Source organism: Chengkuizengella sp. SCS-71B (assembly GCF_040100845.1).
Classification (GTDB): domain Bacteria; phylum Bacillota; class Bacilli; order Paenibacillales; family KCTC-33759; genus Chengkuizengella.
The window spans coordinates 1,351,601-1,376,059 of record NZ_JAZHSH010000001.1 but is presented as its reverse complement, the minus strand read 5'-3'; the positions used below and the strand labels follow the sequence as shown (position 1 = coordinate 1,376,059).

34 protein-coding genes, 1 pseudogene and 1 other annotated feature are annotated in these 24,459 nt (G+C 31.4%); of the genes and pseudogenes, 14 read left to right on the top strand and 21 right to left on the bottom strand.

The window, feature by feature from the left end; translation table 11 throughout:
* Nucleotides 1-21 precede the first annotated feature (21 nt).
* The 3 genes from metG to VQL36_RS06800 form a co-directional block, all read right to left on the bottom strand.
* Entirely contained in the window at nucleotides 22-1,998 is a 1,977-nt protein-coding gene (gene metG / locus VQL36_RS06810) for a methionine--tRNA ligase (protein ID WP_349248582.1), read from the bottom strand.
* Nucleotides 1,999-2,312: 314 nt separating this feature from the next.
* Nucleotides 2,313-2,561 (bottom strand) — a binding site (T-box leader).
* A 49-nt stretch (nucleotides 2,562-2,610) separates the two neighbouring features.
* Nucleotides 2,611-2,835, bottom strand: coding sequence for a membrane protein insertion efficiency factor YidD (yidD, locus tag VQL36_RS06805; protein WP_349248581.1), 225 nt, complete (start codon nucleotides 2,833-2,835; stop codon nucleotides 2,611-2,613).
* A gap of 21 nt (nucleotides 2,836-2,856) precedes the next feature.
* Nucleotides 2,857-3,273 (bottom strand): Fur family transcriptional regulator, encoded by a 417-nt coding sequence (locus tag VQL36_RS06800; RefSeq protein ID WP_349248580.1) that lies wholly within the window; start codon nucleotides 3,271-3,273, stop codon nucleotides 2,857-2,859.
* A 176-nt stretch (nucleotides 3,274-3,449) separates the two neighbouring features.
* Between VQL36_RS06800 and VQL36_RS06795 the strand changes: the two genes are divergently transcribed.
* The 3 genes from VQL36_RS06795 to VQL36_RS06785 all read left to right on the top strand — a co-directional run bounded on the left by VQL36_RS06795 (nucleotide 3,450) and on the right by VQL36_RS06785 (nucleotide 4,334).
* Nucleotides 3,450-3,569: a sporulation protein YjcZ gene (locus VQL36_RS06795; protein ID WP_349248579.1), complete on the top strand. Its 120-nt coding sequence runs from the start codon at nucleotides 3,450-3,452 to the stop codon at nucleotides 3,567-3,569.
* 167 nt (nucleotides 3,570-3,736) lie between these two features.
* Nucleotides 3,737-3,847 (top strand): sporulation protein YjcZ, encoded by a 111-nt coding sequence (locus VQL36_RS06790; protein ID WP_349248578.1) that lies wholly within the window; start codon nucleotides 3,737-3,739, stop codon nucleotides 3,845-3,847.
* Between the two features lie 376 nt (nucleotides 3,848-4,223).
* Entirely contained in the window at nucleotides 4,224-4,334 is a 111-nt protein-coding gene (locus tag VQL36_RS06785) for a sporulation protein YjcZ (protein WP_349248577.1), read from the top strand.
* A 131-nt stretch (nucleotides 4,335-4,465) separates the two neighbouring features.
* On the opposite strand, the gene VQL36_RS06780 is transcribed toward VQL36_RS06785, so the two are convergent.
* The 9 genes from VQL36_RS06780 to VQL36_RS06740 form a co-directional block, all read right to left on the bottom strand.
* Nucleotides 4,466-4,915 (bottom strand): Hsp20/alpha crystallin family protein, encoded by a 450-nt coding sequence (locus tag VQL36_RS06780; RefSeq protein WP_349248576.1) that lies wholly within the window; start codon nucleotides 4,913-4,915, stop codon nucleotides 4,466-4,468.
* A gap of 103 nt (nucleotides 4,916-5,018) precedes the next feature.
* Nucleotides 5,019-5,354 carry a hypothetical protein gene (locus VQL36_RS06775; protein ID WP_349248575.1) on the bottom strand — a complete coding sequence of 112 codons (336 nt, stop codon included), beginning with the start codon at nucleotides 5,352-5,354 and terminating at the stop codon, nucleotides 5,019-5,021.
* Between the two features lie 53 nt (nucleotides 5,355-5,407).
* Nucleotides 5,408-5,830, bottom strand: a complete 423-nt coding sequence (locus VQL36_RS06770; protein WP_349248574.1) for a hypothetical protein — start codon at nucleotides 5,828-5,830, stop codon at nucleotides 5,408-5,410.
* Between the two features lie 166 nt (nucleotides 5,831-5,996).
* Complete coding sequence (locus VQL36_RS06765) at nucleotides 5,997-6,626, bottom strand: metalloregulator ArsR/SmtB family transcription factor (RefSeq protein ID WP_349248573.1); 630 nt, start codon at nucleotides 6,624-6,626, stop codon at nucleotides 5,997-5,999.
* A 97-nt stretch (nucleotides 6,627-6,723) separates the two neighbouring features.
* Nucleotides 6,724-7,155: a DUF86 domain-containing protein gene (locus VQL36_RS06760; protein WP_349248572.1), complete on the bottom strand. Its 432-nt coding sequence runs from the start codon at nucleotides 7,153-7,155 to the stop codon at nucleotides 6,724-6,726.
* An 18-nt stretch (nucleotides 7,156-7,173) separates the two neighbouring features.
* Nucleotides 7,174-7,323 carry a hypothetical protein gene (locus VQL36_RS06755; protein WP_349248571.1) on the bottom strand — a complete coding sequence of 50 codons (150 nt, stop codon included), beginning with the start codon at nucleotides 7,321-7,323 and terminating at the stop codon, nucleotides 7,174-7,176.
* Between the two features lie 36 nt (nucleotides 7,324-7,359).
* The gene (locus tag VQL36_RS06750; protein WP_349248570.1) at nucleotides 7,360-7,647 is read right to left on the bottom strand and encodes a Dabb family protein; all 288 of its coding nucleotides are present in this window, start codon (nucleotides 7,645-7,647) and stop codon (nucleotides 7,360-7,362) included.
* A gap of 230 nt (nucleotides 7,648-7,877) precedes the next feature.
* A complete protein-coding gene (locus tag VQL36_RS06745) occupies nucleotides 7,878-8,867 on the bottom strand; it encodes a peptidylprolyl isomerase (protein WP_349248569.1) in 990 nt (329 codons plus the stop codon).
* Between the two features lie 413 nt (nucleotides 8,868-9,280).
* Entirely contained in the window at nucleotides 9,281-9,733 is a 453-nt protein-coding gene (locus VQL36_RS06740) for a hypothetical protein (RefSeq protein ID WP_349248568.1), read from the bottom strand.
* Between the two features lie 90 nt (nucleotides 9,734-9,823).
* Between VQL36_RS06740 and VQL36_RS06735 the strand changes: the two are divergent.
* From VQL36_RS06735 to VQL36_RS21140, 4 genes and pseudogenes are all read left to right on the top strand, one after another.
* Nucleotides 9,824-10,087, top strand: a pseudogene (locus tag VQL36_RS06735) (transposase); the annotation flags it as partial.
* Nucleotides 10,088-10,351: 264 nt separating this feature from the next.
* Nucleotides 10,352-11,068: an ABC transporter ATP-binding protein gene (locus VQL36_RS06730; RefSeq protein ID WP_349248567.1), complete on the top strand. Its 717-nt coding sequence runs from the start codon at nucleotides 10,352-10,354 to the stop codon at nucleotides 11,066-11,068.
* A 27-nt stretch (nucleotides 11,069-11,095) separates the two neighbouring features.
* Complete coding sequence (locus VQL36_RS06725) at nucleotides 11,096-12,295, top strand: ABC transporter permease (protein WP_349248566.1); 1,200 nt, start codon at nucleotides 11,096-11,098, stop codon at nucleotides 12,293-12,295.
* Nucleotides 12,296-12,519: 224 nt separating this feature from the next.
* Complete coding sequence (locus VQL36_RS21140) at nucleotides 12,520-12,612, top strand: cyclic-phosphate processing receiver domain-containing protein (protein ID WP_413789486.1); 93 nt, start codon at nucleotides 12,520-12,522, stop codon at nucleotides 12,610-12,612.
* 238 nt (nucleotides 12,613-12,850) lie between these two features.
* Here the strand turns inward: VQL36_RS21140 and VQL36_RS06720 are convergent, their stop codons facing one another.
* Nucleotides 12,851-13,342: a GyrI-like domain-containing protein gene (locus VQL36_RS06720; protein ID WP_349248565.1), complete on the bottom strand. Its 492-nt coding sequence runs from the start codon at nucleotides 13,340-13,342 to the stop codon at nucleotides 12,851-12,853.
* A gap of 165 nt (nucleotides 13,343-13,507) precedes the next feature.
* On the opposite strand from VQL36_RS06720, the gene VQL36_RS06715 reads away from it, so the two are divergent.
* From VQL36_RS06715 to VQL36_RS06705, 3 genes are all read left to right on the top strand, one after another.
* Nucleotides 13,508-14,458, top strand: coding sequence for a YafY family protein (locus tag VQL36_RS06715; RefSeq protein ID WP_349248564.1), 951 nt, complete (start codon nucleotides 13,508-13,510; stop codon nucleotides 14,456-14,458).
* 104 nt (nucleotides 14,459-14,562) lie between these two features.
* Nucleotides 14,563-14,808, top strand: coding sequence for an AbrB family transcriptional regulator (locus VQL36_RS06710; protein WP_349248563.1), 246 nt, complete (start codon nucleotides 14,563-14,565; stop codon nucleotides 14,806-14,808).
* Nucleotide 14,809: 1 nt separating this feature from the next.
* Nucleotides 14,810-15,217, top strand: a complete 408-nt coding sequence (locus VQL36_RS06705; protein ID WP_349248562.1) for a type II toxin-antitoxin system death-on-curing family toxin — start codon at nucleotides 14,810-14,812, stop codon at nucleotides 15,215-15,217.
* A gap of 1 nt (nucleotide 15,218) precedes the next feature.
* Here VQL36_RS06705 and VQL36_RS06700 read toward each other — a convergent pair whose 3' ends face one another.
* Entirely contained in the window at nucleotides 15,219-16,133 is a 915-nt protein-coding gene (locus tag VQL36_RS06700; protein WP_349248561.1) for a TIGR01777 family oxidoreductase, read from the bottom strand.
* Nucleotides 16,134-16,223: 90 nt separating this feature from the next.
* Here VQL36_RS06700 and VQL36_RS06695 point away from each other — a divergent pair, with 90 nt between their 5' ends.
* Nucleotides 16,224-16,568, top strand: coding sequence for a hypothetical protein (locus VQL36_RS06695; RefSeq protein ID WP_349248560.1), 345 nt, complete (start codon nucleotides 16,224-16,226; stop codon nucleotides 16,566-16,568).
* Between the two features lie 278 nt (nucleotides 16,569-16,846).
* Nucleotides 16,847-17,890, top strand: coding sequence for a YheC/YheD family protein (locus VQL36_RS06690; protein WP_349248559.1), 1,044 nt, complete (start codon nucleotides 16,847-16,849; stop codon nucleotides 17,888-17,890).
* 122 nt (nucleotides 17,891-18,012) lie between these two features.
* Here the strand turns inward: VQL36_RS06690 and VQL36_RS06685 are convergent, their stop codons facing one another.
* Together VQL36_RS06685 and VQL36_RS06680 are read right to left on the bottom strand one after the other, a co-directional pair.
* Nucleotides 18,013-18,300 carry a hypothetical protein gene (locus VQL36_RS06685; protein WP_349248558.1) on the bottom strand — a complete coding sequence of 96 codons (288 nt, stop codon included), beginning with the start codon at nucleotides 18,298-18,300 and terminating at the stop codon, nucleotides 18,013-18,015.
* Nucleotides 18,301-18,543: 243 nt separating this feature from the next.
* Nucleotides 18,544-19,017, bottom strand: a complete 474-nt coding sequence (locus VQL36_RS06680) for a DinB family protein (RefSeq protein ID WP_349248557.1) — start codon at nucleotides 19,015-19,017, stop codon at nucleotides 18,544-18,546.
* 65 nt (nucleotides 19,018-19,082) lie between these two features.
* Here VQL36_RS06680 and VQL36_RS06675 point away from each other — a divergent pair, with 65 nt between their 5' ends.
* Nucleotides 19,083-19,775 (top strand): winged helix-turn-helix domain-containing protein, encoded by a 693-nt coding sequence (locus tag VQL36_RS06675; protein WP_349251139.1) that lies wholly within the window; start codon nucleotides 19,083-19,085, stop codon nucleotides 19,773-19,775.
* A 90-nt stretch (nucleotides 19,776-19,865) separates the two neighbouring features.
* Here the strand turns inward: VQL36_RS06675 and trxA are convergent, their stop codons facing one another.
* The 3 genes from trxA to VQL36_RS06660 all read right to left on the bottom strand — a co-directional run bounded on the left by trxA (nucleotide 19,866) and on the right by VQL36_RS06660 (nucleotide 21,206).
* Nucleotides 19,866-20,183 (bottom strand): thioredoxin, encoded by a 318-nt coding sequence (gene trxA, locus VQL36_RS06670; protein WP_349248556.1) that lies wholly within the window; start codon nucleotides 20,181-20,183, stop codon nucleotides 19,866-19,868.
* Between the two features lie 107 nt (nucleotides 20,184-20,290).
* A complete protein-coding gene (locus tag VQL36_RS06665) occupies nucleotides 20,291-20,977 on the bottom strand; it encodes a Crp/Fnr family transcriptional regulator (RefSeq protein WP_349248555.1) in 687 nt (228 codons plus the stop codon).
* Entirely contained in the window at nucleotides 20,970-21,206 is a 237-nt protein-coding gene (locus tag VQL36_RS06660) for a glutaredoxin family protein (RefSeq protein WP_349248554.1), read from the bottom strand. The genes VQL36_RS06665 and VQL36_RS06660 overlap by 8 nt, the downstream gene beginning before the upstream one ends.
* A gap of 199 nt (nucleotides 21,207-21,405) precedes the next feature.
* Here VQL36_RS06660 and map point away from each other — a divergent pair, with 199 nt between their 5' ends.
* The gene (gene map / locus VQL36_RS06655) at nucleotides 21,406-22,152 is read left to right on the top strand and encodes a type I methionyl aminopeptidase (RefSeq protein ID WP_349248553.1); all 747 of its coding nucleotides are present in this window, start codon (nucleotides 21,406-21,408) and stop codon (nucleotides 22,150-22,152) included.
* 108 nt (nucleotides 22,153-22,260) lie between these two features.
* On the opposite strand, the gene arsC is transcribed toward map, so the two are convergent.
* Nucleotides 22,261-22,686 carry an arsenate reductase (thioredoxin) gene (arsC, locus tag VQL36_RS06650; RefSeq protein WP_349248552.1) on the bottom strand — a complete coding sequence of 142 codons (426 nt, stop codon included), beginning with the start codon at nucleotides 22,684-22,686 and terminating at the stop codon, nucleotides 22,261-22,263.
* A 63-nt stretch (nucleotides 22,687-22,749) separates the two neighbouring features.
* Nucleotides 22,750-24,459 carry an arginine--tRNA ligase gene (argS, locus tag VQL36_RS06645; RefSeq protein WP_349248551.1) on the bottom strand — a complete coding sequence of 570 codons (1,710 nt, stop codon included), beginning with the start codon at nucleotides 24,457-24,459 and terminating at the stop codon, nucleotides 22,750-22,752.

Below are 24,459 nucleotides of genomic sequence, written 5' to 3'. Positions count from 1 at the left end.
GATATTTAAATTACAAATTACCTACTTAACTAAAGCTCCATTTGGCATACCTTCAGCCACTGTAGCTAAAGTTAATTGATCGCCTTCTGAAGCAGCTAGTATCATCCCTTGTGAAAGTTCCCCTCTAAGTTTAACTGGTTTTAAATTGGTTACACAGATCACTTTTTTCCCTACTAGTTCATCACATGTGTAATGTTTTGCTATTCCAGAAACGACCTGACGCTGTTCATAACCCAAATCTAATTGAAGTTTTAATAATTTATCTGCCTTTTTAACAGGTTCACAAGCTATAACTTGGGCGACTCTAAGCTCTACTTTTGCAAAATCATCTATAGAAATTTCATTTACCTCTCCACTTTTTTCTTTCTTTTCATCTTTTTTATTTTCTATAACTGGTTGAGTCGTTGCAGTTCCACTGCTCATTGAACTTGCAATGTATTCTACTTCCTTCTCAACTTCTAGTCTTGGAAAGATAGGATGGTTTTTTTGAACGATAGTTCCCTTAGGTATTTGTCCAAATGTATAAATACTTTCCCATCTTGTTAATTCTTCACTTTGAATCCCTAGCTGTTTTAAAATTAATTTTGGAGATTGTGTCATAAATGGTTGAAGTAAAATGGCAGCAATTCTTAATGATTCTGCTAGATGTACCATCACAGAAGCAAGCTCTTCTCTTTTCTCCTCATTCTTCGCAATCAACCAAGGCTGGGTTAAATCAATATATTTATTTGTAAAACTGATCATTTTCCAAATCGCCGCTAAAGCAACCGAAAATTCCATTTTTTCCATTGCTTGCTCAACTTCTTCGACTGATTCTTTCACAGTGTTTTCCAATTGCTCATCAAATTCCGTTACATGACCTTGATAAGCTGGGATTACTCCAACAAAATACTTATCAATCATGACAATGGTACGATTTAATAAATTACCCAAATCATTTGCCAAATCAAAATTAATACGATCGACAAAATTCTCAGGTGTAAAAGTTCCATCTGATCCAAATGGCACCTCTCTCAATAAGTAATAACGTAACGCATCTAAGCCATAACGATCAACCAATGTTACTGGATCAACTACATTTCCTTTAGATTTTGACATTTTTCCATCTTTCATCAATAACCAACCGTGTGCAAATACCTTTTTCGGTAACGGTAAATCCAAAGCCATCAACATAATTGGCCAATAGATCGTATGAAAACGAACAATTTCCTTCCCTACAAGATGTACATCTGCTGGCCAAAACTTTTCAAATTTTTCAGGATTTTCAGAGTCATATCCCAACGCTGTGATATAATTGCTCAGAGCGTCAATCCAAACATAAATTACATGTTTAGGATTATTCGGTACTTTAATCCCCCAGTCAAAGGTCGTTCGTGAAACAGCTAAGTCTTCAAGACCAGGTTTTATAAAGTTATTGATCATTTCGTTTTTTCTAGATTCAGGCTGAATAAAATCTGGATTATCCTCATAAAACTTTAGAAGTTTATCTGCATATTTACTCATTCTGAAAAAATAACTTTCTTCCTTAATCTTTTCTACTTCTCGACCACAGTCTGGACATTTTCCATCTACTAATTGACGTTCTAGATAGAAGGATTCACAAGGAGTACAATACCAACCCTCATATTGATCCAGATAAATATCATCTTGTTCCACAAACTTAGCAAAAATTTTCTGAACTATTGTTTTATGTCGTTCTTCAGTTGTTCGAATAAAATCATCATTAGATATATCAAGTTTTTTCCAAAGTTCTTTAATCCCAGAAACTATTTCATCCGTAAATTGAATGGGTGTAACGCCTTTTTCCTTCGCATTTTTTTCTATTTTTTGACCGTGTTCATCCGTACCAGTTAAATACATGACATCATATCCACGCAAACGTTTATAACGAGCCATTGCGTCTCCTGCTACGGTGGTATATGCATGTCCTATATGTAACTTAGCACTTGGATAATAGATTGGTGTTGTAATATAGAAACTCTTTTTTTGTTCACTCATTTTGATTTCCTCCTCAGATATTAAAAACTGAACAATCTAAAAAGTTTAGATTAATATACCTTTAAAAATACTAATTAAAAAAATTGTAAGTGTAAATCTCATAACAATTGAGATCTGAGATCAAGTTAAGGCCACTTTAACCCGTTATTTATCCATTTCTCTTGAAAATTATAAAATAAGACCGTTATTTCCCGCTATTTGCAACATAGGACGAATAGAATTATACTTAAAATACCATGACCATTATTAAATTTAATAACGAGCTTCCAGCGTTCCACAGTGCACGTTCGATAACAACAAAAAAACCCTTATCCTTTTGGGACGAGAGCTCTCTCACGTGTTACCACCCAACTTCCCCTTTACTTTTGCAAGCAAAAGGCTCAGTAAGTCAATGACTACCTTTTAACGTAGGAATCCGTTATCGCCTTATTGTTTCACGAATAAAACTACTCGACGACAAACCCTCCTGGACCATTTTCCAACATTGCATCTATACCGGTTTTCAGCAGCTCCGGCTCTCTGTCATAGTGCATAAGTCGTACTTATCCATTCATTGGATATGATTTTAATTTATTAAAATATACATAATGAATCATATATATGTCAAGTTTATTATTTTTCGGGCACATGATCAACACCACCAGGGTGAAAGGGATGGCATTTACTAATTCTCTTTACACTAAGTGTTGTTCCCTTTACTACTCCATGTTTTTCAACTGCTTCTAATGCATATTGTGAGCATGAAGGATAAAAACGACACGTTGGAGGTTTTATTGGTGAAATAAATTTCCTATAAAAATGAATAGGTGCCATCCATAGCTTTTTCAACATTGTCATCGTCTTCCTCCCCTTCATTATTTAATTTTGACAATCTTTACAAAATCCATACAATTCAAATTTATGATTAACGATTTGAAATTGATCTGGCAACTCCGGTACATATTGAACTGGGCAATAATGTATAGAATAAGTTTTCTCACACTCTAAACATATTAAGTGATGATGGTGAGATTCCTCAGCGCAACGTATTTTAAATTTAATCCCATCTTCAAATACAAACTGTTCAATCACACCAACTTCTTTCATAAGTCGTAAATTACGATAAACTGTATCAAAACTTAGTCCTGAATATTGATTAGACATGTATTTATAAACATCTTTTGCTGTTAAATAACTACCATTTTCAACAAAAAGTTCAATTAATGATTTGCGTTGTTCTGTAATTCTAAACCCTTGTTCAGACAACATTTTTAATACTTGATCTATAGTTAACATCATGATCCTCCATAATTTCTGAAAGCCCCTATAAGAACATCATACAAAAATAAAGGCTTGGATTCAATCTTGATCTAGTGACAAACGTCCATTTTTTGTAATTAGGGTATTCGTCTATACAGGACAGGTGATTAAATCATATTGTATATTATCCTTTAAAGGAGGAGGTGTGGCAAATGAGCGCATATGGGTGTGGTGGCTACGGATACGGAAGTGGGTTAGCAAGAACCGCAACTGTAGTGTTAGTTCTATTTATTCTCTTAGTTATCATTTTAGCAGCAGGTATCTTCGTCTAATTCAGATGTAAATTACAGTAAGGTAAATTCATCTAGAATATTGCCAGACTCATCTAAGTAATATTTTTAAAATATCTCCTAATTTGATGTACTTGATTTAACTCACTTTGTGAAATACAGAAGATAATTTCTTTCTTGTATATTCTGTTTAAAAGGAGGTGAAATAAATGAGTGCATGCGGTGGTGGATACGGATCCGGAATTGCCAGATCTGCTGGTATAGTATTAGTTTTATTCATTCTTTTAGTTATCATTTTAGCAGCAGCTTTCGCAGTATAACGACATCTAACTATTAAATACTCCTTTAGTGGGGAAGTTATTCTTTCCCCACTAATAATACTAAATTCGTTTTCTCATTACTTCATAATATGACAAACATATATTTGAAGAAGTTAAATTATCAGTGTGATAGTATCATTTTTAGATAAACTCATTATTCATTTATATTTTTATAATTAGCTGTGCCTACTTTTATAGTCTAGTATCACTACTAAGAGCAGGCTATTTTTTGAGAAGTTTTATTTGAGTATTTTATTCATTGCAAGCTCTTAAATCGGGATAAATGTCTATTTTTTTACAATAGGGATAGATAACTATGCCAAAGTACATTATTTTTGAATACATTATATTATCCTAATAAAAAGGAGGGAAAGATATGAGCGCTTATGGTGGTAGAAAAGGATATGGGGTTGCGTCTGGTGCTGCGATAGTATTAGTACTTTTTATCCTATTAGTAATTATTTTAATAGCTGGAGTATACGTTTAAATAAATTAATAAAAACAAAAGCTCCTACGGAGCTTTTTGAAGACTGCAAATAATTTTATTAGTCCCGTATTATGCGGGACTTCATTTTTTTTAGTTTTTTAGATAAACAGAGATTACATTGTTAATAATCTTTAGATGTGGAAGTCATACCACTTATTTTCAGAAGCATCTCTCTTTTTTTCAAAAACCATTTTTAATAACCCATCTTTATATATAATGGATGCAGGTCTTCTTCTAACAGGAGAAGGTAATGGAATATATCTTGTGAAATCTTCATTTCTTCTCTCGCTATAAAACCGACCATAATTGCTTGCTTTAACTTGCTGATTTAAAAAACCTTTCAAATACATACTTCTCCCTGTCGATCGAACTGAAAAATCAATTTTCTTTTGTTTTTGAATACCTGGCACTTCTAAAATGATGATGACTTTATTTCCTTTGTCAAACACTTCTGTTTTAGGTCCATCCAAAAATAATTGATTAATTTTCCCAACCATGTCTTCACTTACTTTTAATGCTTTTTGAAAAGATTGTTTAAAATGATCTAGATCCTTCATATAATCACGTGAAAACCAGGACATGTTACACCCTCCTTTTTTACCTTTTACTTATACAATACGAATCTCAGGGCTTTAAGGTGTAGGCACATGTCTATTTCTATATTTATTCTTTTAATGCATTTCTTTATTTTTTATCATCAGTTTGTGAACTATCTGATATTTCAATTTTCTCCATAAAATCTTTTGAGTCTGTATTTGATTGTGTTTGTGACTGATCACTAATAGGGAATACGGTACTTGCATCATTAAATGTACTTGATACTGCTCTTGCTTTTACAGACACATTGTTAGCAACTCCCTCTAAAGGTGACTCACTACTAGATGTTGTACTTGAAGAATGATTATTATTGCTTGTTTCTTTACCCGGTCCTCCCAAGAATTTAAAGGCAACAGCTCCTAGAACACCTCCTATAACTATACCTAATAAAAAATCCTTGCTATTAATGTTTTTATCTGACATTTATACCCTCTCCTTAAAAATTACAATGGTAAAATACATTTTTCAAATAGAATTTATGTTTTCCATTTTTTCCATATGTCTAAAGTAGCGGAGGCCCAATTTATTACATCTGATGTTTTTTCATGTTGATTCACTTTAGTGCTGGTCACTTTATTTTCTATATTACTTGTAAAAGTATCGGATATTTGCCGTAATGATAATGCAATATGGTTAAAGGAATTTAATAGTTGATTCGTATTATCAACCAATGATTTTGAGGAATTGATATTTGTTTTTATTTCTGATGTAATTCTTTTAGTGTTTTGAATCAGGTCAAGTGCTTCAGACCTCGTTTGTTCAAACTGATTATTCATATTCGAAATTGCAAGATTTATTTTTTTTATAAAGCGTTTAGCATTGAAAAAAGCAATAGTTATAAGCATAACCAATATACTTAATGCCAATGCAATAACAATCAAACAAATTTTGATGATCATTGACTTCACCTCAATTAGTGCTTATTTATATTTAGACGATTGCCCAGTTCATACTCTACATTATAAGAATGTTCTCTCCGATTTGACACAAAAAAAGTGAAGTATTCACATTTGAACACTTCACTCAGTTAAACCATAACTTTTTATCCTCAATGAAATATATGCTTCAATTTTCATTATTTTGAACAACATAAGTACATTTATTTCCTCCGGTTGCAATACATTCGGTACGCTCTACATCTGTTTCTAACAATTTTTTAAATAACGATAGCTCACAGTCGCAAGCTTGTTGATATTGATCAGCCACTTGGGCTATCGGGCAATTATACTCCATTAAAATATAATTTCCTTCATCATCAACATCATACTCTGCCATATAACCTGTTTCTTTTTGAATTCCAACTAATTCTTCAACTTTCTTTTTTAGATCTTTCCCGTGCATTCTATTATCATATTTTAAAAAGAGTTTATTTTCTCTTCCTTCAAAAAGCTTCTCCACTGCATCATTTCCAAATTCACTTACTAGCTCATCTAAAATGTCTAAAGTAAATTTATGATAGTTTTTAGGGAATAAATCATCCGCTTTTTTGGTTAGAGAATAAACGTGTGTAGGTCTGCCCATTGATTTTCTAATTAAATCTGAAGTAACCAGTTCATCACGATCTAACGTATTTAAATGTCTTCGGACAGCCATTTCTGTAATGTTTAGTTGCTTAGCCATTTCACTGACACTTAAAGAACTTTTAAGTTTTAGCATATTAAGTATCATTTTCCGAGTGGAAGCTTCTTGGTTCATTCTACATCACCCTTTACTTACCCTCATTTTAACGTATTTAATAGAATAAGTAAATTAATAAACAACTATGTATCAAAAGTTTGAAAAGGTGTTTTTATTAAGTATTAAGTTCATGTTTTAAATAATTTGAAATACTGTTTGAAAATTCTGAAAGAGTTGTTGGCAGTTCATGTAATAAAGGATAAATCTCATTTCGATCTAAATGAAAGTACTCCTGAACTAATTTTTTCCTCATTTTCACTAAACCTAATAACGTCTCTAATAAATGAGATGGAAACACTTTTTCTCCATGTAATATCTCAATAATATCCTCATAACTGCTTGCGTCTCTCATCAAAAACCCATCAATTATATAACTTCCAATGTCAGTCACCGATTCTAATGCCAAGTGTAAAATTCTTTCTTGTGCTAAGAATAGAATAGCTTTATCAGATTCGGGTTTATTTTCTAAAGATTCGGGTATAGTTTCTACAAGCCAATTGAGAAATTCAAGTCTTTTATTAATTTGATTTTGATTGACATAATACATAGAATCTATCCTCCTTCATTATTTTTTATTTCGTTTTTTACTTTTAACTTTTGCCCATCCAATGATAAATATAAAGGTAAATACTATGACTAACAAAATAGTTAGTGCTTCCATAACATCTTTTAATTCCAACTTCATCATTCCTTTTTCATAATTTGCTAGCTTCACTTTTTTGGGTAAATGTCATTATGTTCGGATAAGATGTTAGAATTCATAATCTACAACAACAACAGATTCTTTAACTTTCGTTATGTACGTAATGATCTCCTTATGAACCGGATGTACTTGATATTGATCAAGATCCTCTAATGATTCTACTTCTACAATTAAGGATAAATCATAGGAACGCTCCGAACGAAGAACATCCATACCAACCTCTAGGTGGCGTACTACTGGTATTTTCCCTTTCATACTTAGAAGTACATCTTTCGTTTTAGCAATATTTTGTTGACTTCCGTCTTTTAGTTTGAAAAATACGATATGTTTTATCATAAATAAAGCTCCTTATTATTTGATATGATGGTATTCATTATTATAAGACAAAAGCTCCTATCGGAGCTTCTTGGAAATGTCATCAAATCCTTCTATAAAAGTTAATTTCAATTTCCTTCAAATATAGAAGTCCCTCAAAGCGAGAATTCATTACATTATAACAAAAATAATAGCTCCATTCATCTTCTTCTCAAAAGTGAATGGAGCTATTAATCTATGTGTATCTCAACTTAGTTAAATAAAACTTCAATTTCTGAACCTTCTTTAACTTCTTCAATCCATAATTGGTATTGTTCACTAGTTTCTACATTTATTAACTCTTCTTTGATTTCCTCTTGTTTTTCCTCAAGAGTAGGAGTTTCTGCTTCTTTTTTATCGGTAACTTTAATAATATGGAATCCAAACTCACTTTGTACAATTTCACTAAGTTCACCAACAGATAAATTAAAAGCGGCTTTCTCAAATTCAGGCACCATCATATCTCGACCAAAGAAACCTAAATCCCCTCCATTAGCACCACTTCCTGGATCGATTGAGTGTTCCTTTGCTAATTCTGCAAAATCTGCACCGTCATTAATTTGTTGCATGATTGATTCTGCTTTTTCTTTCGTTTCCACTAATATATGAGATGCTTTCACTTGCTCTTCTTCTGTATAGAAAGATAAATTTTCTTCATAATAAGTTGCAATTTCCTCATCAGTTACATCAATTTTTGATTCAAATAATTTTTCAATCTCAAGTTGGAATGGAACAATATCTGCGACAATTTTTTCGTAATCTTCCATTGACATTCCATATTGAAGTAAATAAGTTTCAACTTCTTCTTCAGAACCAAATGAAGCTTTAAAATTTTCAATTTCTTTAGCTATACCATTTGCTAATTCTTCGTCTGTTACAATTAATCCTTCTTTTTCTAACTCTTGTGAAACTAAAGTTTGATCAATGAGTTGTTGAACTAAAGCACCGGTTGTTTCTTTTCCTAATTGTTGAACCATTAAATCAAAAAGCTTGTCCTTACCAATTTTTTCACCATTTACAGTTGCTACAAAATCCGATTTGGATACCTTTTGCTCATTTTTCTCATCTCCAGAGTTTTGCTCTTCATTAGCAGTTGTTGTACTTGTATTCAATACAGTTACAATGGATAAAGCTATTAATCCCGCTATAAAAAGCGACATGATGATCCATAATTTTGAACTTTTATTTTGAGTTTCATTCATTTATTGATTTCCCCCTGTTTTATAACCACATATTTTCTTACACAAGTAACTATATCAGATAAAGACAAAAATCACATTAAAATAAAATAAATAAAATGATACTCAAATGTACTAACGACCATTTTTGTACTTGTTGTAAACAATATGATCTCTCGGGACATACAATATGTGAATGCTATATTAACTGCTGCACTAGATCCAGTTGACAGCATGGATTTTTAGTTAATTATGGATTAATAATCATCATATCGAAACCCAAACCACTTCTTAATATCGTTTTAGTTCTTCCTCTTTAAAGGATGTTTTTCCATCCCCCTCGAAAAAGGGGAATAGACTATGTCGTACCAGATTTCTCTCCCTCCACCACCTCAAAGAGGGACATATTCACTCCTTCTAACCAATATGTTATAAATTTAAAAAACCTTTTTACCTTTGACTAATCGAGTTCCAGTAAAGGTAATAGGACCAAATAGTCCAACGCTTTCAGGACTAGGAGTAAGGGATACATTAGCAACGACCTGATAAATTATATTTTTTTCTTGAGTGGTAACGACATCGACATATTGTTGTGAAAATATTTGTCCAAAATCATCATTACCTTCGTGATCAACTTCTGTCGTTGCCGAATAAATCGGCATACTATTTTTTAATATTCTGTGAGATATTTGAATACTATTTAAATTGTCACTATTTACGTGAAAAATGCTATTCAACCATATGAGATCCCCTGATGTTAGACAATCAAAAGTAATTTGTGCAACCAAAGTAGGATTATTAGAATTTCTTGAAATTTCTCCTTCAGGTGTAGAAGAATTCGTAGGAATATCGAATTGAAATTCTGATATATCTATTTTTTTAAAGTCCATGTTATTTTACACCTACTTTCTTTTTTGAATAATTTATATTATTCAAAAAAGAATAAATTTGTATAGGCATAATATGACCTAGATTAAAAAAATCCTAAAAAACTCGTTGCTTTTGCAGGAATTGATCCTAGTGTACATGAATCAGGCAAATTTAAAGCGAGTATTAATCGTATTACGAAAAGAGGCTCTAGCAGGCTCAGGCAAGTCCTATATACAACTGTACAATGTGGACTTATAAACACTCGTAATCCTAGACTTAATGAATTCTGAAGGTCGCATAAAGTTGCAATCATTGCTTGTGCTAACAAGCTTATTCACTGGATTTTTATTTTATTAAAACGAAAAGAGACATTTGTGATTTATACCATAATAATTAATTTGAAGAAATTTCTTCCTGTTATATTAACGGAGGAGTATTTTGGTATGTTTATTTTTATCTTAAAACATCTTAAATTATTTTATTAAAGTTTATTCTTGACATCCTATTAGCTGGTATTGTTGAAGATTAGAATTTTCTTTTATTCAAGTGAGTAGCTATTAATTTGAAACATGTTATATTCAACTTACGTAAAGGTTAATATAGAAACAAATTTTTCTATTTAGGAATGAGGGATTAGTTTGGAATTACTAAATGTTTCAATCAATCAAGCAAATTATATTGACAAACCTAATGTAATCGAAGAGATTTTATTTTCTATAAAGGAAGGGGAATTGGTAGGTTTAATTGGGCCGAATGGGGCAGGCAAAAGTACAACGATAAAATGCATCCTTGGTTTAATAAAAGATTATGAAGGACAGATTCAATTTGTAGGACCTAATAAAAATTACAGTTATATCCCTGAACACCCAATATATTATGAAAACTGGACTTTATGGGAGCATTTAGAATTGGCTGCTGCTGCTTATGACATACCGCAAAAAGAGTTTGCTAAAAAAACAGAGCATCTAATTAAACAATTTCAGATGAGGGAAGTGATTCATCATTACCCATCAAGCTTTTCTAAGGGAATGCAGCAAAAAATGATGCTGATTATCGGATTATTACATTCTCCTGATGTATATATTGTAGACGAACCTTTCATTGGGTTAGATCCAATCGCAACTCAAACTTTTTTAGAGTATTTGGAAAATGAGAGAAATAGAGGTGCTGGAATATTAATGTCCACACATGTATTAGATACCGCTGAAAAAATATGTGATCGTTTTATTTGTCTGAATCAAGGAAGTATTGTTGCAAAAGGAAATTTACAGGAATTAAGACACCAAAGTGACATGTCAGTTGATGCAAGTTTATTTGAATTATTTTTGAAAAACACAAAGATTGAGGATGATTGAACAATGATATCACCTAATAAATTATTTGTGAAGAGATTAATTTCTGAAATTGAATTTCAATGGAATGTATTTAAATTGGTAGTGGATTGGATTGTAGCGCTTTATTTTGTTTTACCACTATTGATTTTTATAGGGTATCAACATGTTTCCTGGTGGTTAAAGATTCCTTTTTGGTTAGAGAACATCCCCCTTTTATTATTTCTTGCCATCATTTATTTTTTGTTTTTAGCATCTGGGAGACTTCGAACTTTTTTAGAAGACGGAGATCATTTATTTTTAATTCAATATCATAAGTGGATAAATACGATTAGGACATGGGGAATTGTGTACTCTATTATATTCCATTTCATAATTATTCTATTTGTATATGTTTTTTTAAGCCCATTGTTCATATATCATTATGATTTCACTGTAAATCAACTCATTAGTTTATTTCTTTTCAGTGTACTTACGAAACTCTTCATTATCATTTCTAAAGATCTGCTATTTTTCCGTTTTAAAAAATGGAGACAATTCATCGTTTCAAGCTTGTTATTTATATTGGGTGGAATAGGTTACATTTTAATAGTGTTAAAATGTATGAACTACATATGGATTTTCATCCCTCTTTTATTCATGATTATCCTTTTATTCATGATAAAAAGATTACATAAAGAAGGAATTTTTTTAGATGAGGTCTATTTAGAACAAGAAGCAAAGATGAAGTTTATATCCATGGTTTTAAAAGATCATGTTAAAAAAAGGTGGTTTAAGTGGCTGCCAAGGAATAAACCTATTCTCTTTAGGCAGTCTCGACAATTATTCAAGAAAAGAACTATTGTAAATGTATTAGTGGAATCTAATATCAAGGCTTTTGTGCGTGATTCTCGGATGATTTCAAATCTTTTACAATACACTTTTTTAAGTATTAATGTGCTATGGATTGCTCCTTATGTCATGAAATGGTTTATTTGGATTGCTATAATTATTATTATGGCAGTATGGATAAAAAACGCGACTTTGTATACGAAAAATAACTCTTTTATCGAATTTCTAAGCTGGAATGATAATCTCCCTTTTTATGAAGTAATAAGGAAAACCATTTTTATTTTAATTACTCCATGGTATTTATTTATGAGCTCAGTATTTGGATTGATTTTATTCTCATGGTGGAGTATACCTGTAATATTAGGGAGTTTTTTCATTTGTTATTTTATATCATATGTTTTATATTTATCAAGCTCATAGCCCTATATTCTCGTTATTTCTTAGTAAAAAAATGATAGTGATTGAAAAGCTCATCTTCCACAAAATTGCGTTTTTCACTAAGAGGAGCCTTTATCTTTAGAATGGGGAATTTTTGAACAACTCATTATCAAAAGGGTTAATTCACTACATAAATGTGCAATTTTATCGGATGAGAACATATAGTAAAATTAAATTTGAGTTTAATAAGTGTTGAGGTGTGAAATATGAAAAAACAAATTAACCTTTATGTGGACGATTTAAGAGATTGTTCAGAAGGGTTCGTAGTGGCAAGAAATGTTGATGAAGCCTTCTCCTGAATGTTACGCATATTAATATAATAACTTTTATTTTTTATAACGACAAATAATTTCATTATATAGATGTTTTATGAAATCTTTGAAATATCACCAATAGGATATCCTTTAAAAATATCTCCTGATGGAAAAGAGCTACCATTATTTATAATGAAGCTATAGCAAAAAATGAGATCATGTCACAATCTTCTCGATCTTGTTCAAGTGGGAACTAAGTTAATTTAGCCCCCACTATACTTGATTACTTAAGAGGAATATAGATATCCATTTCAGAATTTTTATTGGATGGTCCTAAAAATCTTTCATCGTAAAACTCAAATGAAAATTCTTCAGGTACTTCACCAGATTGAGGCAACCATGTTTCATATATGTACTTAAAAGCTGCACCCACCCCGCTCATATCACCTTTATAAGTAAAAACAGCGTATCGGCTTGCAGGAATTGTTTTTACAACAACTTTGTCTGGCAAAGAAATATTTGGATCATCAATCTCAACTCCACTGACGTATGAATATTCATTTGTTTCTTTAAAATCAAAGCATAAACCATAAGTCTTACTTTCATTTGTTTTATTTTTTATGTTTGGCAAAGTTCCCATAAACTCTTCCCACAATTGACCTATATCTTTTTGATATTCGTCCTGTTCCATTAAAGTAAGACACTGTAAACCTGCAATTTTAAACTCATCCTTCTTAACAAAAGTAGGTTCTAGCGTTGGGGTTTGATTTTTCATTATAACTCCTCCTAAATCGTTGTTTTATCTTACAAACTAAAGATACCATTGAATTATGACAAATCATGTCGTAGTTTTATGAAAAATTGTTTATAATGAAAATTGATTCAAATTTTGAATGTTTTTTTTATATATACGTAAAGATTAAGGAGATAGGAGATTACAATGAATAAATCTAAACGATTAGTTGAACTGATTATGTATATTAATGACAAACGTCAATTTACAGCAAAACAGTTAGCTGAGGAATTTAATGTTTCTTTAAGAACCATTCAAAGAGATTTGTTGGATTTACAGGAACTCGGTGTTCCATTGTATTCAGAAGTGGGAGCTGCAGGAGGATATACAATACTTAAGGAAAGGATGCTTCCTCCGATCACTTTTACTGAAAAAGAAGCGATTGCGATGTTTTTTGCCTATCAATCATTACAATTTTATAAGGATTTACCGTTTGAGTCTGATTCAATTTCTGCGTTAAATAAGTTTTATCATCATCTAGCAAAAGATATAAAAGCACGAATTGATAGTATGAAAAATAGGATGGTATTCTGGACACCTACAAGACAGCAATCAACTCCTTATTTGCAGTCATTATTAGAAGCAGCTACTCAACAAAAAGTAATTACGGTTACATATGATTCTTTAAATGAAACTAGTAGTCGTAGAATCCAGCCCATTGGGATTTATTCACAAAATGGTTTTTGGTATTGTCCTGCATACTGCTTTAAAAGATTAGAGGTTCGTCTGTTTAGAGCTGATCGTATACTAACATTAGAAGAATCTGAGGAGCAAAATAGAGTAGACTTAAGTAATTTTGATGTTATTAAATGGTACCATCATGATAAAAGGAAAGATTCAACTTCACTAGTTCATTTGAAAGTTAGGTTAACTAAAGAAGGATTTCGAAGATGCCAAATGGACACTTATTTAGATAAACAACTTCAAAAGTTTGATGATGGAAGCGGAGAATTAATCATGGACATAGATAAAAATGACATTGAGTACTTTGCAGATTATTTTTTTAGTATGGGTAAAAATGCTCATGTTCTTCAACCTCAAGAAATGGTGGACATTATCAAAGAAAAACTAGAAGATTTGAGGAAGATGTATATGTAAATCAATACCTCTTCCCAAAGTTATCTTCATTTACATTGTTATCCAAATAAATTATAATTGTTATAACAATTATAACAAAATGTGATTTGAAAGGAAGAAAAGAAATGGATCGTAAAGTAACAAAAATAGGAAATAGTCTTGGTGTTACAATGACAGACGCTTTGAAAAAAATTAATGCTGATTTAGGTGATAACGTATCTGTAGTAGTAGATGAAAAAGAGGAAACAATTACGATTAAAAAAACAAATAAAGTCGATTTACCAAAGGGATTTAATCCAAAGTTTCTAAAATCCATGCAGAAAATAGTAGATCAATATGATGAAACATTTAAAGAATTAAAGGACCGCTAAAATGAGTAATATTGAATTCCTAACCATTCCAGAAGTTATTGCAGTAAATGAACTGCTGATCAATCAATATAGTCCACAAGAACAAGTTGGTATTAAAGATCATACCCTACTGGAATCAGCCATATTCAGACCTCAACATACTCTTTTTGGAAAAGATGCCTATCCTTCTATATTTGATAAAGCAGCTGCATTATTTGAAAGCTTAGCAAAAAATCATGCATTTCAAAATGCAAATAAAAGAACTGCCTTCGCATGTTTGGTGTTATTTTTAGATTATAATGGTTATGATTTTTTAATGAATCCAAAAAAAGCTGCCGATCTAACAGTAAATATGGTGAATCATAAATACAATCTAAACAAAATTGCTTCAATTATTAAAAGTCATTCAAAACATCGTTTAGATTCATAATTTATGTACGGTAAATATCTGTTAAGGTTTCTCTTAAAGTAGGAAATTCAAACTTAAATCCCAATTGTTGAGCTTTATTAGGTAGCACCTTCTGACCGTCTAAAACTAATGTGCTCATCTCACCTAAAATCATTTTTAATGCAAAACTAGGAGCAGGAAGATAATGTGGACGACCAAGTACTTCTCCAATTGTTTTTCCAAATCCATCCATTTGTATTGGGAAAGGAGTAGTAAAATTCACCGCACCCTCAATTTCTTCATTATGCATAATAAAATTCATTAAATTTACAACATCTTTAATATGAATCCACGATAACCATTGTTTACCTGTACCTACCTTCCCTCCAACAAAAAATTTATACGGTAAAACCATCTTAGGTAAGGCACCCTCTTGTTTGTCTAATACAATACCGAAACGAGCGTAAACAGTACGAATTCCTAAATTCTTTGCTATTGAAGCATGTTTTTCCCATTCTTGAACTGTTTTAGCTAAAAAATCATCACTTGTAGAAATATCTTTTTCTGTATAGGTTTTATTTAATGATGTACCATAGTACCCGACAGCTGATGCGTTGATAAATAATTTTGGTGTATCATTTAAGTCTTTAAATAATTTCAAGAGCGTATCTGTAACTTGTAATCGAGTGTTAATAATTCTCTCCTTTTGTTGCTCTGTCCATCGACCATTATTAATAGATTCACCGGCTAAATTGATAAATACATCCATCCCCTCCAGTTTATCTCTTAATGAACTTATAGAGTCAACTGACCAGCCAATATATTTAAGGTTGTTATCATCTGAATCATAAGCATCAGGTTTACGTGTTAATATATAAACTTTATGATTTTGCGATAAAAAATAATGTGTTAAATATTTTCCTATAAATCCAGTACCACCAGTTATGGCAATTTTCATATGTATACATCCTTTCATCTAAAAAATTTTCATCATATCACCACACTTAGGCAAATACATATAAGTATATTGAGGTGAGGAGGATTTAGTATGTACCGACAAGAGCAAACCGTTTTACAAGCCTCTAGACAAGAGGTCGAATTTATGCAAAATTATAAAAAAAAAGCATATAACATTGCGGTGCAGCATATGAATAAACCCGTCAGAATTCAAACTATACATGGACAAATATTTGAGGGAACGATCGTGAATGTTGATCAAGATAATTTATATTTACAAATCTCCAACACAAATCATCATCACTATCCGCAACAACACTACTATCCACAACAACAATATTATCCACAGCAAAATAACCGCTTCTTTTTTGGAGGAGGAGGCATCCTCGTATTATCTCTATTCCTGTTACTAGTAATTGTATTATTGTTAATTTAATTAAAACATATTAACTTCTCAAAATAAAACACCAGATTTTATTGGTGTTTTTTTGTTTTCTCTTTTAAGTCTTTAATTTGACTTTAGGGGATTTAATCCCTCACTAAAAGATAAGCCCTCAATTGATTGCACAATTAAACATACTGAAATAATTTTTTATGAATATTCAGTTTATTTAATTTTTGTAAAAATTAATCATTTAAAATAGGCCATGAAACATGCAATCATGCGTGCTGCAACGTACAATAAATTATTCTTAGTTTCAAAAAAACCACTTTATGGATTATTTTTTAAATTTCAAAATAATTTCTCAGCAAAATAAAGGAGATGTAATTCCAACAATGGATTTAAAACAAAATAATAAAAAATACGTTTCAAGCAAATGGAAAAAAACATTAGTTTTGATAAATAAACTAGACTTAAAAAAATATATTCCCGAAACAAATAAAGTAAGTTATGAGAGTTTAAATGAAATGCTGGAAAAACATATTGTAGTATATGTTAAACCAAGTAGAGGCTCTTCCGGAAAAGGTGTAATGAAAATTCAAAAAAGAATTCAAAATGAAAAAACAATCTATGAAATACAGAACGATCTAAATATAAAATCTTACTATGAATATACAACATTATATAAAGATCTAGACGAACATATTAAAAGTTCAAAACGGTTGCATATCGTACAAAAAGGAATCGATATGATCAAATATAATGACTGTTATGCAGACATAAGGGTCATGGTACAACAAAATTATCAATCTGAATGGGAGGTAACTGGAATTCTTGTTAGATTATCTCATCCTAAAAAAATAGTAACTAATATAAGTAGTGGGGGGAGGGTTTGTGATATTGATGAACTGTTAGATCATTTTTGTACAAATAAAAATGAAAAAGAAGCCTTAATAAACACACTAAAAAAAGTCGGAGTGGAAACAGCAAAACAAATGAATAAAGCTTTTCCAAACATTAAAGAAAACGGGATAGATATTGCACTAGATCAAAAGCTTTATCCTTGGATCTTGGAAGTAAATACGAAACCTGATATAATCCCATTTACTCGTTTAAAAGATAAAACCATCTTTGAAAAAATGTTGGAGTATAGAAAAGCTCTCGGTAAAAATTATTCTTTAAACCAAAAAGAGAAAAAAAGGAAGACAATAGACAAACGGAGAAAATGGAGTATTAGCCAGAGTAAAAGTACAACAAACATTAAGGTACAGCATAATTCTAATTATAAACCTAAAAAGTTAAAGCCTATTGGTAAAGAGTTTAAACGCTTAAAGAAGAAATATTCTAAAAAAAATTTAATGATTTATGATCATTAAAAAATAGCACATTTCTTTATTTTTTTTTTAATAACAAGGATTTCACCTAGAAGTCACCTACCTTCATTTAGTTTGGAGGTGACGACTTCTTTCAATTCATTTCCTTACCTTTCATAAAATTTTTAGAAAACGATATAATATTGATTTGATTTCCCATGATAGTGTGAAATTAAATAAATTTTATATAAATGTTTCAAAAAAGCATTCATATTTCCATCCTTTTTTTCAATATCAATCATTGTTTCATATACCTTCTGTTGCATTTCTGGATGCGTATGGTCAACTATTAAATCTATTAAAGAGTCCATATTAATATAATGGGGTTTATCATTATATAAGACTTTGAACTCACAATTTTCCCACTCTCTTTCATAAAAAAAACTTTGAAGCGTTCTTCTAGCTTTATCCATAATATTACTCACCTTTTCCTAATCAAGATAGATTTTCAATACTTAAATTCTCATTATATACAAGAGGGGAGTTCCTAAAAGATACTTTTACAACATAAATTGGTAGTTTATTTTTTTATTATACATTACACTTACTATTTTGTAATTATTTACATAATAAATACTCAGAAAAAGTCGATTCCATTTCAAACAACAGATCGACTTTTAAACACGCTTGCATAAGTTAAATATATTTTATTAAACTCAGTCCCATATCAATGGCCTTTCTAACCCTATCATTCTTAAGTATTGTAGAAATTGACCCGTATGAACAGAATCATGATAAGCTATCCGTAAAAGCATATCCCCCAAATAGCGCTTATAATTAACATCACTTCTATCAATTACTCTAGTTGATAATTCTTCTGTTGATAGTGACATTACATACTGTATAAAGTCATCAAAATATGGTTTTGACAACTCAATCTCTTTTTGGACTGAAACAATTGGTTCCTGATCATAAGGTCTGCACAGTTCTTCTTTTAAAGATCCATTATTTTTTAAAATCATATGATAACCATAACTGCCTCCCCAAACATGGCGAATCATTTCACCAAATGACATGGCTTTGTGATCTGGTTTCCAATCAATCCATTCATCTGGAAGAGCATTCCATAATTTGATAGAACGTCTCCTTGTTTCTTTTAAATTCATGATCACTAAATCAATAGAATTCATCTAATTCCTCCTTTACGTTTATAAACATGATTGTAACCAATTATCATTTAGGGTATCATCGAAATATGAATGCATATCCGAATATCTCATATATTGCTAAACTAATTTCTGAACCGACTCGGGCTATCATTTTAGAATCATTAATGGGGGGACAAGCACTTCCAGCAGGTGAATTAGCTTATAAAGCAAAGGTATCACACCCTACAGTAAGTTCACATCTATCAAAATTAGTGGAAGGAAATTTACTTAAAGTAGAACAATTTGGAAGACACCGCTATTATAAATTAGCTAATGAACAAGTTGCAGAAATCATTGAAAAGTTAGGTACTATAGCGCCCCCGGTTCAAATTCGTTCGTTAAAGCAATCTGACCAAATGAAGCAAGTTCGCTTAGCTCGAACTTGTTATGATCATTTAGCTGGTGAATTAGGAGTGAACATCACTGAAGCATTATTAAAACAAGATTTAATCATCTTAAAAAATGATCTATATGAAGTTACAAAAAAAGGAGAAGAATGGTTTGAAGACCTAGGAATTATGATTCATAATGTGGGTAAAAGTCGTAGAGTTTTTGCAAAGCCTTGTTTAGATTGGAGCGAGAGACGATATCATATATCAGGATGGTTAGGAGCAGCCATTGCTACTCATTTCATGGAACAAAAATGGATAGTCAAATCAACAACTAATAGATCTGTCCAACTTACTGAAGAAGGGACTAACATGTTAAAGGACAGTTTAGGATTAGACTACAGTATATAATAAAAATAGTTTGTAAAAAAAAGAAGAGTTTATTTTATAAGTTCATACAACTACTTATAAAACAATCTCTTCATTTTTACATCTTCATTATTAACTAATGGATTGAGTTAGTTTTTCAGTTAAAACATCCTTACTTTGTAGCCCGATCATTTTATCAACGACCTCACCATTTTGAAATATTAACAATGTAGGGATGCTTTGTACTGCATATATTGCAGCTAATTCAGAATTTTCATCCACATTCACTTTACCAACAGTTACTTTCCCTTTTAACTCTTCAGCTAATTCATCTACTATAGGTAATTGGATTTTACAAGGACCACACCAAGGAGCCCAAAAATCAACTAAAGTAACTCCATGTGATATGGTTTGATCAAAGTTTTCTTTATTTAAAACGACTGCTCCCATCTCTCCCACTCCTTTAAAGTGTATTTTGTATTTATATAACTTTTATTTATATTCATATTATATTGAGTATTTCATTTAAATTCTGTAAGATATTTCACATTGATGAACTACCCGCTTAATTCTAAATGTTCTTGTGCTAATTCCATTTTAAGATGAATAGATTTTCTACCTGTACGTATGATTTCTTCTTTCACTAAATCCTTTAACAACACACTAACGGATTCTCTCGTGGCCCCAATCATGTTTGCTAACTCTTGATGAGTTAGTGGCAAATCAATTTTATAATAATCTCCCTCTTTAATGCCAAACTGCTCTGAAAGTTTAAGCAATAAATGTAAAATACGTGTACGAATATCTCCAAAAGCGAGTTTTTCCAGCATTGCATCTCGTTCTCTTAAACGATCACTTAAAGCTTTTAAAAGTCTTAAAGCTACTTTTGGATATTTCTCAATAAATTGTTCGAAATGAGTTTTACTTAAAGAACATAATAATGAATCCTCTATTGTTTCAATAAAAACATCCTTTGTACCAAATGAAAAAGAATCAATTTCTCCAAATACATTTCCTTTACCTAAAATACCTAAAGTAAACTGCTTTCCTTCTGAATTAATTTTATAAAGTCTTAATTTGCCTTCCTTAAGAAAATACATACCTTCACGATATTTCTCAGGTGTTTGTATAATTGTATTTTTTTTAATGGTTGACATCGGAGCCATTTTATCAAGCTCCATCAAGTCTTCCTTCGGTAGTTCATCAAAAACACTTATTTGAGATAAATACGATAATTTATCCATCTTTTCCCTCCAAAATCGTTTCAAACTTATTAGGATCAAACGTGTATATAACCTCTCCATTCCATACGATTAATGGCGTGGCAATCCCTCCTAATCGGAGTACTTCATCAAATCGCTCTTGATCGTGTGTTACGTTAATCAATTCATATTTTATTTTCTTTTCATTAAAATAATCGATCACTTCTTCACAGGCAATACAATGATCGCTGATATATAGCTGTATGTTCATCTTTAATACCACCCTTTATATTTATTAAACATACCATACTTTATATTCATCTCAAAAATAAGTTCTAATTTAAATATAAAATAGATAACCATTTAAATAAGTTAAGTATTTCACAATAAAGGAACATCTCATTGATACCTTTCATAATATAATCAAACTTCATGTCTCAAAAATCAAAATTTAATAAGGAGTTTTGAAGATGATTCGATTAAAGAACAAAAATGAAATATTGTTGATGAGAGAGTCAGGTATCTTATTAGCGGAGTGCCATCAACAAGTTAGTAAATTAATTAAACCTGGTATCTCAACTTTAGAAATAGATGCTTTTGTTGAAAAATATTTGCATGATCACGGAGCTACACCAGAACAAAAAGGTTTTCAAGGTTATCCATATGCTACTTGTGGTTCAGTAAATGACGTCATCTGTCATGGATTCCCTAATGAAATACCTCTTCAAGAAGGAGATATTGTAACGATTGATTTTGTTGTGAATTTAAATGGTTGGTTAGCTGATTCAGCGTGGAGTTATTCAGTAGGAAAAATTTCAGAAGATGCACAAAAATTGTTAGATACAACATTAGAGGCACTTAATGTAGGTATTGAACAAGCTCAAGTTGGAAATCGTGTTGGAGACATATCTCATGCTATTCAAACATTCTCAGAATCAAAAAACTATAGTGTAGTGAAAGAGTTTGCGGGGCATGGAATCGGTAAAAAGATGCATGAAGATCCATTTATTCCACACTATGGTCCAGCAGACCAGGGGGCCTATTTAGAGGAAGGTATGGTTATAACCATTGAACCAATGTTAAATATAGGAGCGCCATATTGTAAATTAGATGATGATGGATGGACGGCCCGAACAACAGACGGCTCCTTATCCACACAATATGAACATACCTTAGCAATAACAAAAAATGGACCTTTCATTTTAACAGAATTATAAAGATTTTCACTACATTCTAAAACATAAAAAAATAGAGGAGGACGTACCTAATATGGATCAGGATTCACATCTTTTCCTCTATTTTATATACCTCATTTTCCTTATTTTTTAATTGCCTGTTTCCACAAATGATGCAATTCTATTTTTAATCGCATCTCTTACTTCTTTAAATTGATCCATTATTTCTTCTTCTGTTCCGGTTGCTTTAGCTGGATCATCAAATCCCCAGTGCCATTTGATCACATTTTTATTTGAAATGACAGGGCAATGTTCATCAGCATGTCCACACAATGTGATGACATAATCTGCTCTATTTAATATTTCAGGATCAATGACATCAGAACTATTGCTGCTAATGTCAACGCCTGCATCTTTCATTACTTGGACAGCACGTGGATTTAAACCGTGTGCTTCCAAACCAGCACTTTTCACCTGATACTTTTCACTTCCAAGTGCTTTTAAAAACCCATCTGCCATCTGAGATCTACATGAATTGCCTGTACATAAAAAATATACTAACTTTTTTTCAGCCATTGTTCTACTCCTTTTAGTTTTTTGCTGTATTGTTCGAGTTAATTTCATCGATTTCTTCATTATCTATATTTTTGACGGTGATTGAAGACCTAAACATTGTAAGGCTTGTTTTAAGATTTTCCCTGTGGCAAACGTAAGCACTAATTTAGACTTCTTTTCTTCTGTATCTTCCACATTTATACGCACTTGATTATAATAGCGATTAAATTTTTTGGCAACTTCTAGAGCGTAACGAGCAACAACAGAAGGTTCATTTTTATTTAATGTCAGTTTAATTATATTTGGGAAATTCATAAGCTCTTTTGTCAAATTCCATGAAGATTGATCTTTTAAATAATCCCCATTAACTATGGATGAATGGGTACTTTTCCAAGTCTCATCCCAATCCCCTTTTTCAAGTAAACTTTGAGTACGAGCATAAGTATATTGAACATAAGGTCCTGTCTCCCCTTCAAAGTTTAAAGCATCTTCAAGTGAAAAGTCCACTTCCTGTACGCGATTATTTTTCAAATCATTAAATATAACTGATCCAATTCCTATGGCCTCAGCAACTTCATCCTTGTTAAACAAATTAGGATTTTTTTGATTAATAATCTCTTTGGCTTTTGTAACTGCTTCTTCTAACACTTTTTCTAAAAAGATAACCTTACCGCGACGTGTAGACATCTTTTTGCCTTCAAATTTCATTAAACCAAAAGGAATATGCTCACAATCACTGGACCAACCTTTACCCATTTTATCAAGCACTGCAAAAACTTGCTTAAAATGTAATTGCTGCTCTGCTCCAACTACATATAAGATTTTACTTCCTTTCATTTGTTCATGGCGATAAATGGCTGTAGCCAAATCTCTTGTAGGATATATCGTTGTACCATCTGATTTTAATATTAAACATGGAGGCATATCTAATTCCTCTAAACGAACAACCATGGCCCCTTCACTTTCTTCAAGTAGACCTTTTTCTTTAAGCTCTATTACAACAGGTTCCATTTTATCGTTATAAAAACTTTCTCCTAAATAATGGTCAAAGTCTACACCTAGTTTTTCATACATCATTTTAAACTCTTTAAGACTTAATTCAATAAAATAATTCCAAAGTTTTGTTGCTTCCTCATCACCATTTTCCAGCTTCTTAAACCATAAACGTGCTTCTTTTTCAAGTTCAGGGTCCTGCTCTGCTTCCTCATGGAATTTCACGTATAACTGAAGGCATTCATGCATCGCATTTTCTTTCATTTTTTGAGGATCTCCCCAACGTTTATATGCGGTGATTTGTTTACCGAATTGGGTTCCCCAGTCCCCTAAATGATTCACTCTAACAGCATCATACCCCGCAACTTTATATATGTGATACAAAGCATTTCCAATCATGGTGGAACGAAGGTGTCCAATACCAAAAGGTTTGGCAATGTTAGGTGAAGACATGTCAATGATAATACGTTCATTGTTGCCAATATCCAACTTTGTAAAATCTTCTTGTAAAATAGAATTTAATAATTTTTCTGACCAAACTTTGGTTTCAAAGAAAAAGTTGATGTAAGATCCATGAGCTTGTATGTTGATATTATCAAGTTTTAGATCATTTTTTAATTGTTCTACCAATTCTGCAGCTATAATTGATGGATTTTTTTTGTACTTTTTAGCTAGTATAAAACAAGGGAAAGCAATATCTCCTAGTTCTGCATTTGGTGGAACTTCAAGCAATTGTTCAATTTCTTCTGAGCTTAGTAGTATAACATCCTTTAATATGTTAGCAATGGTCTGTTTTAGCAT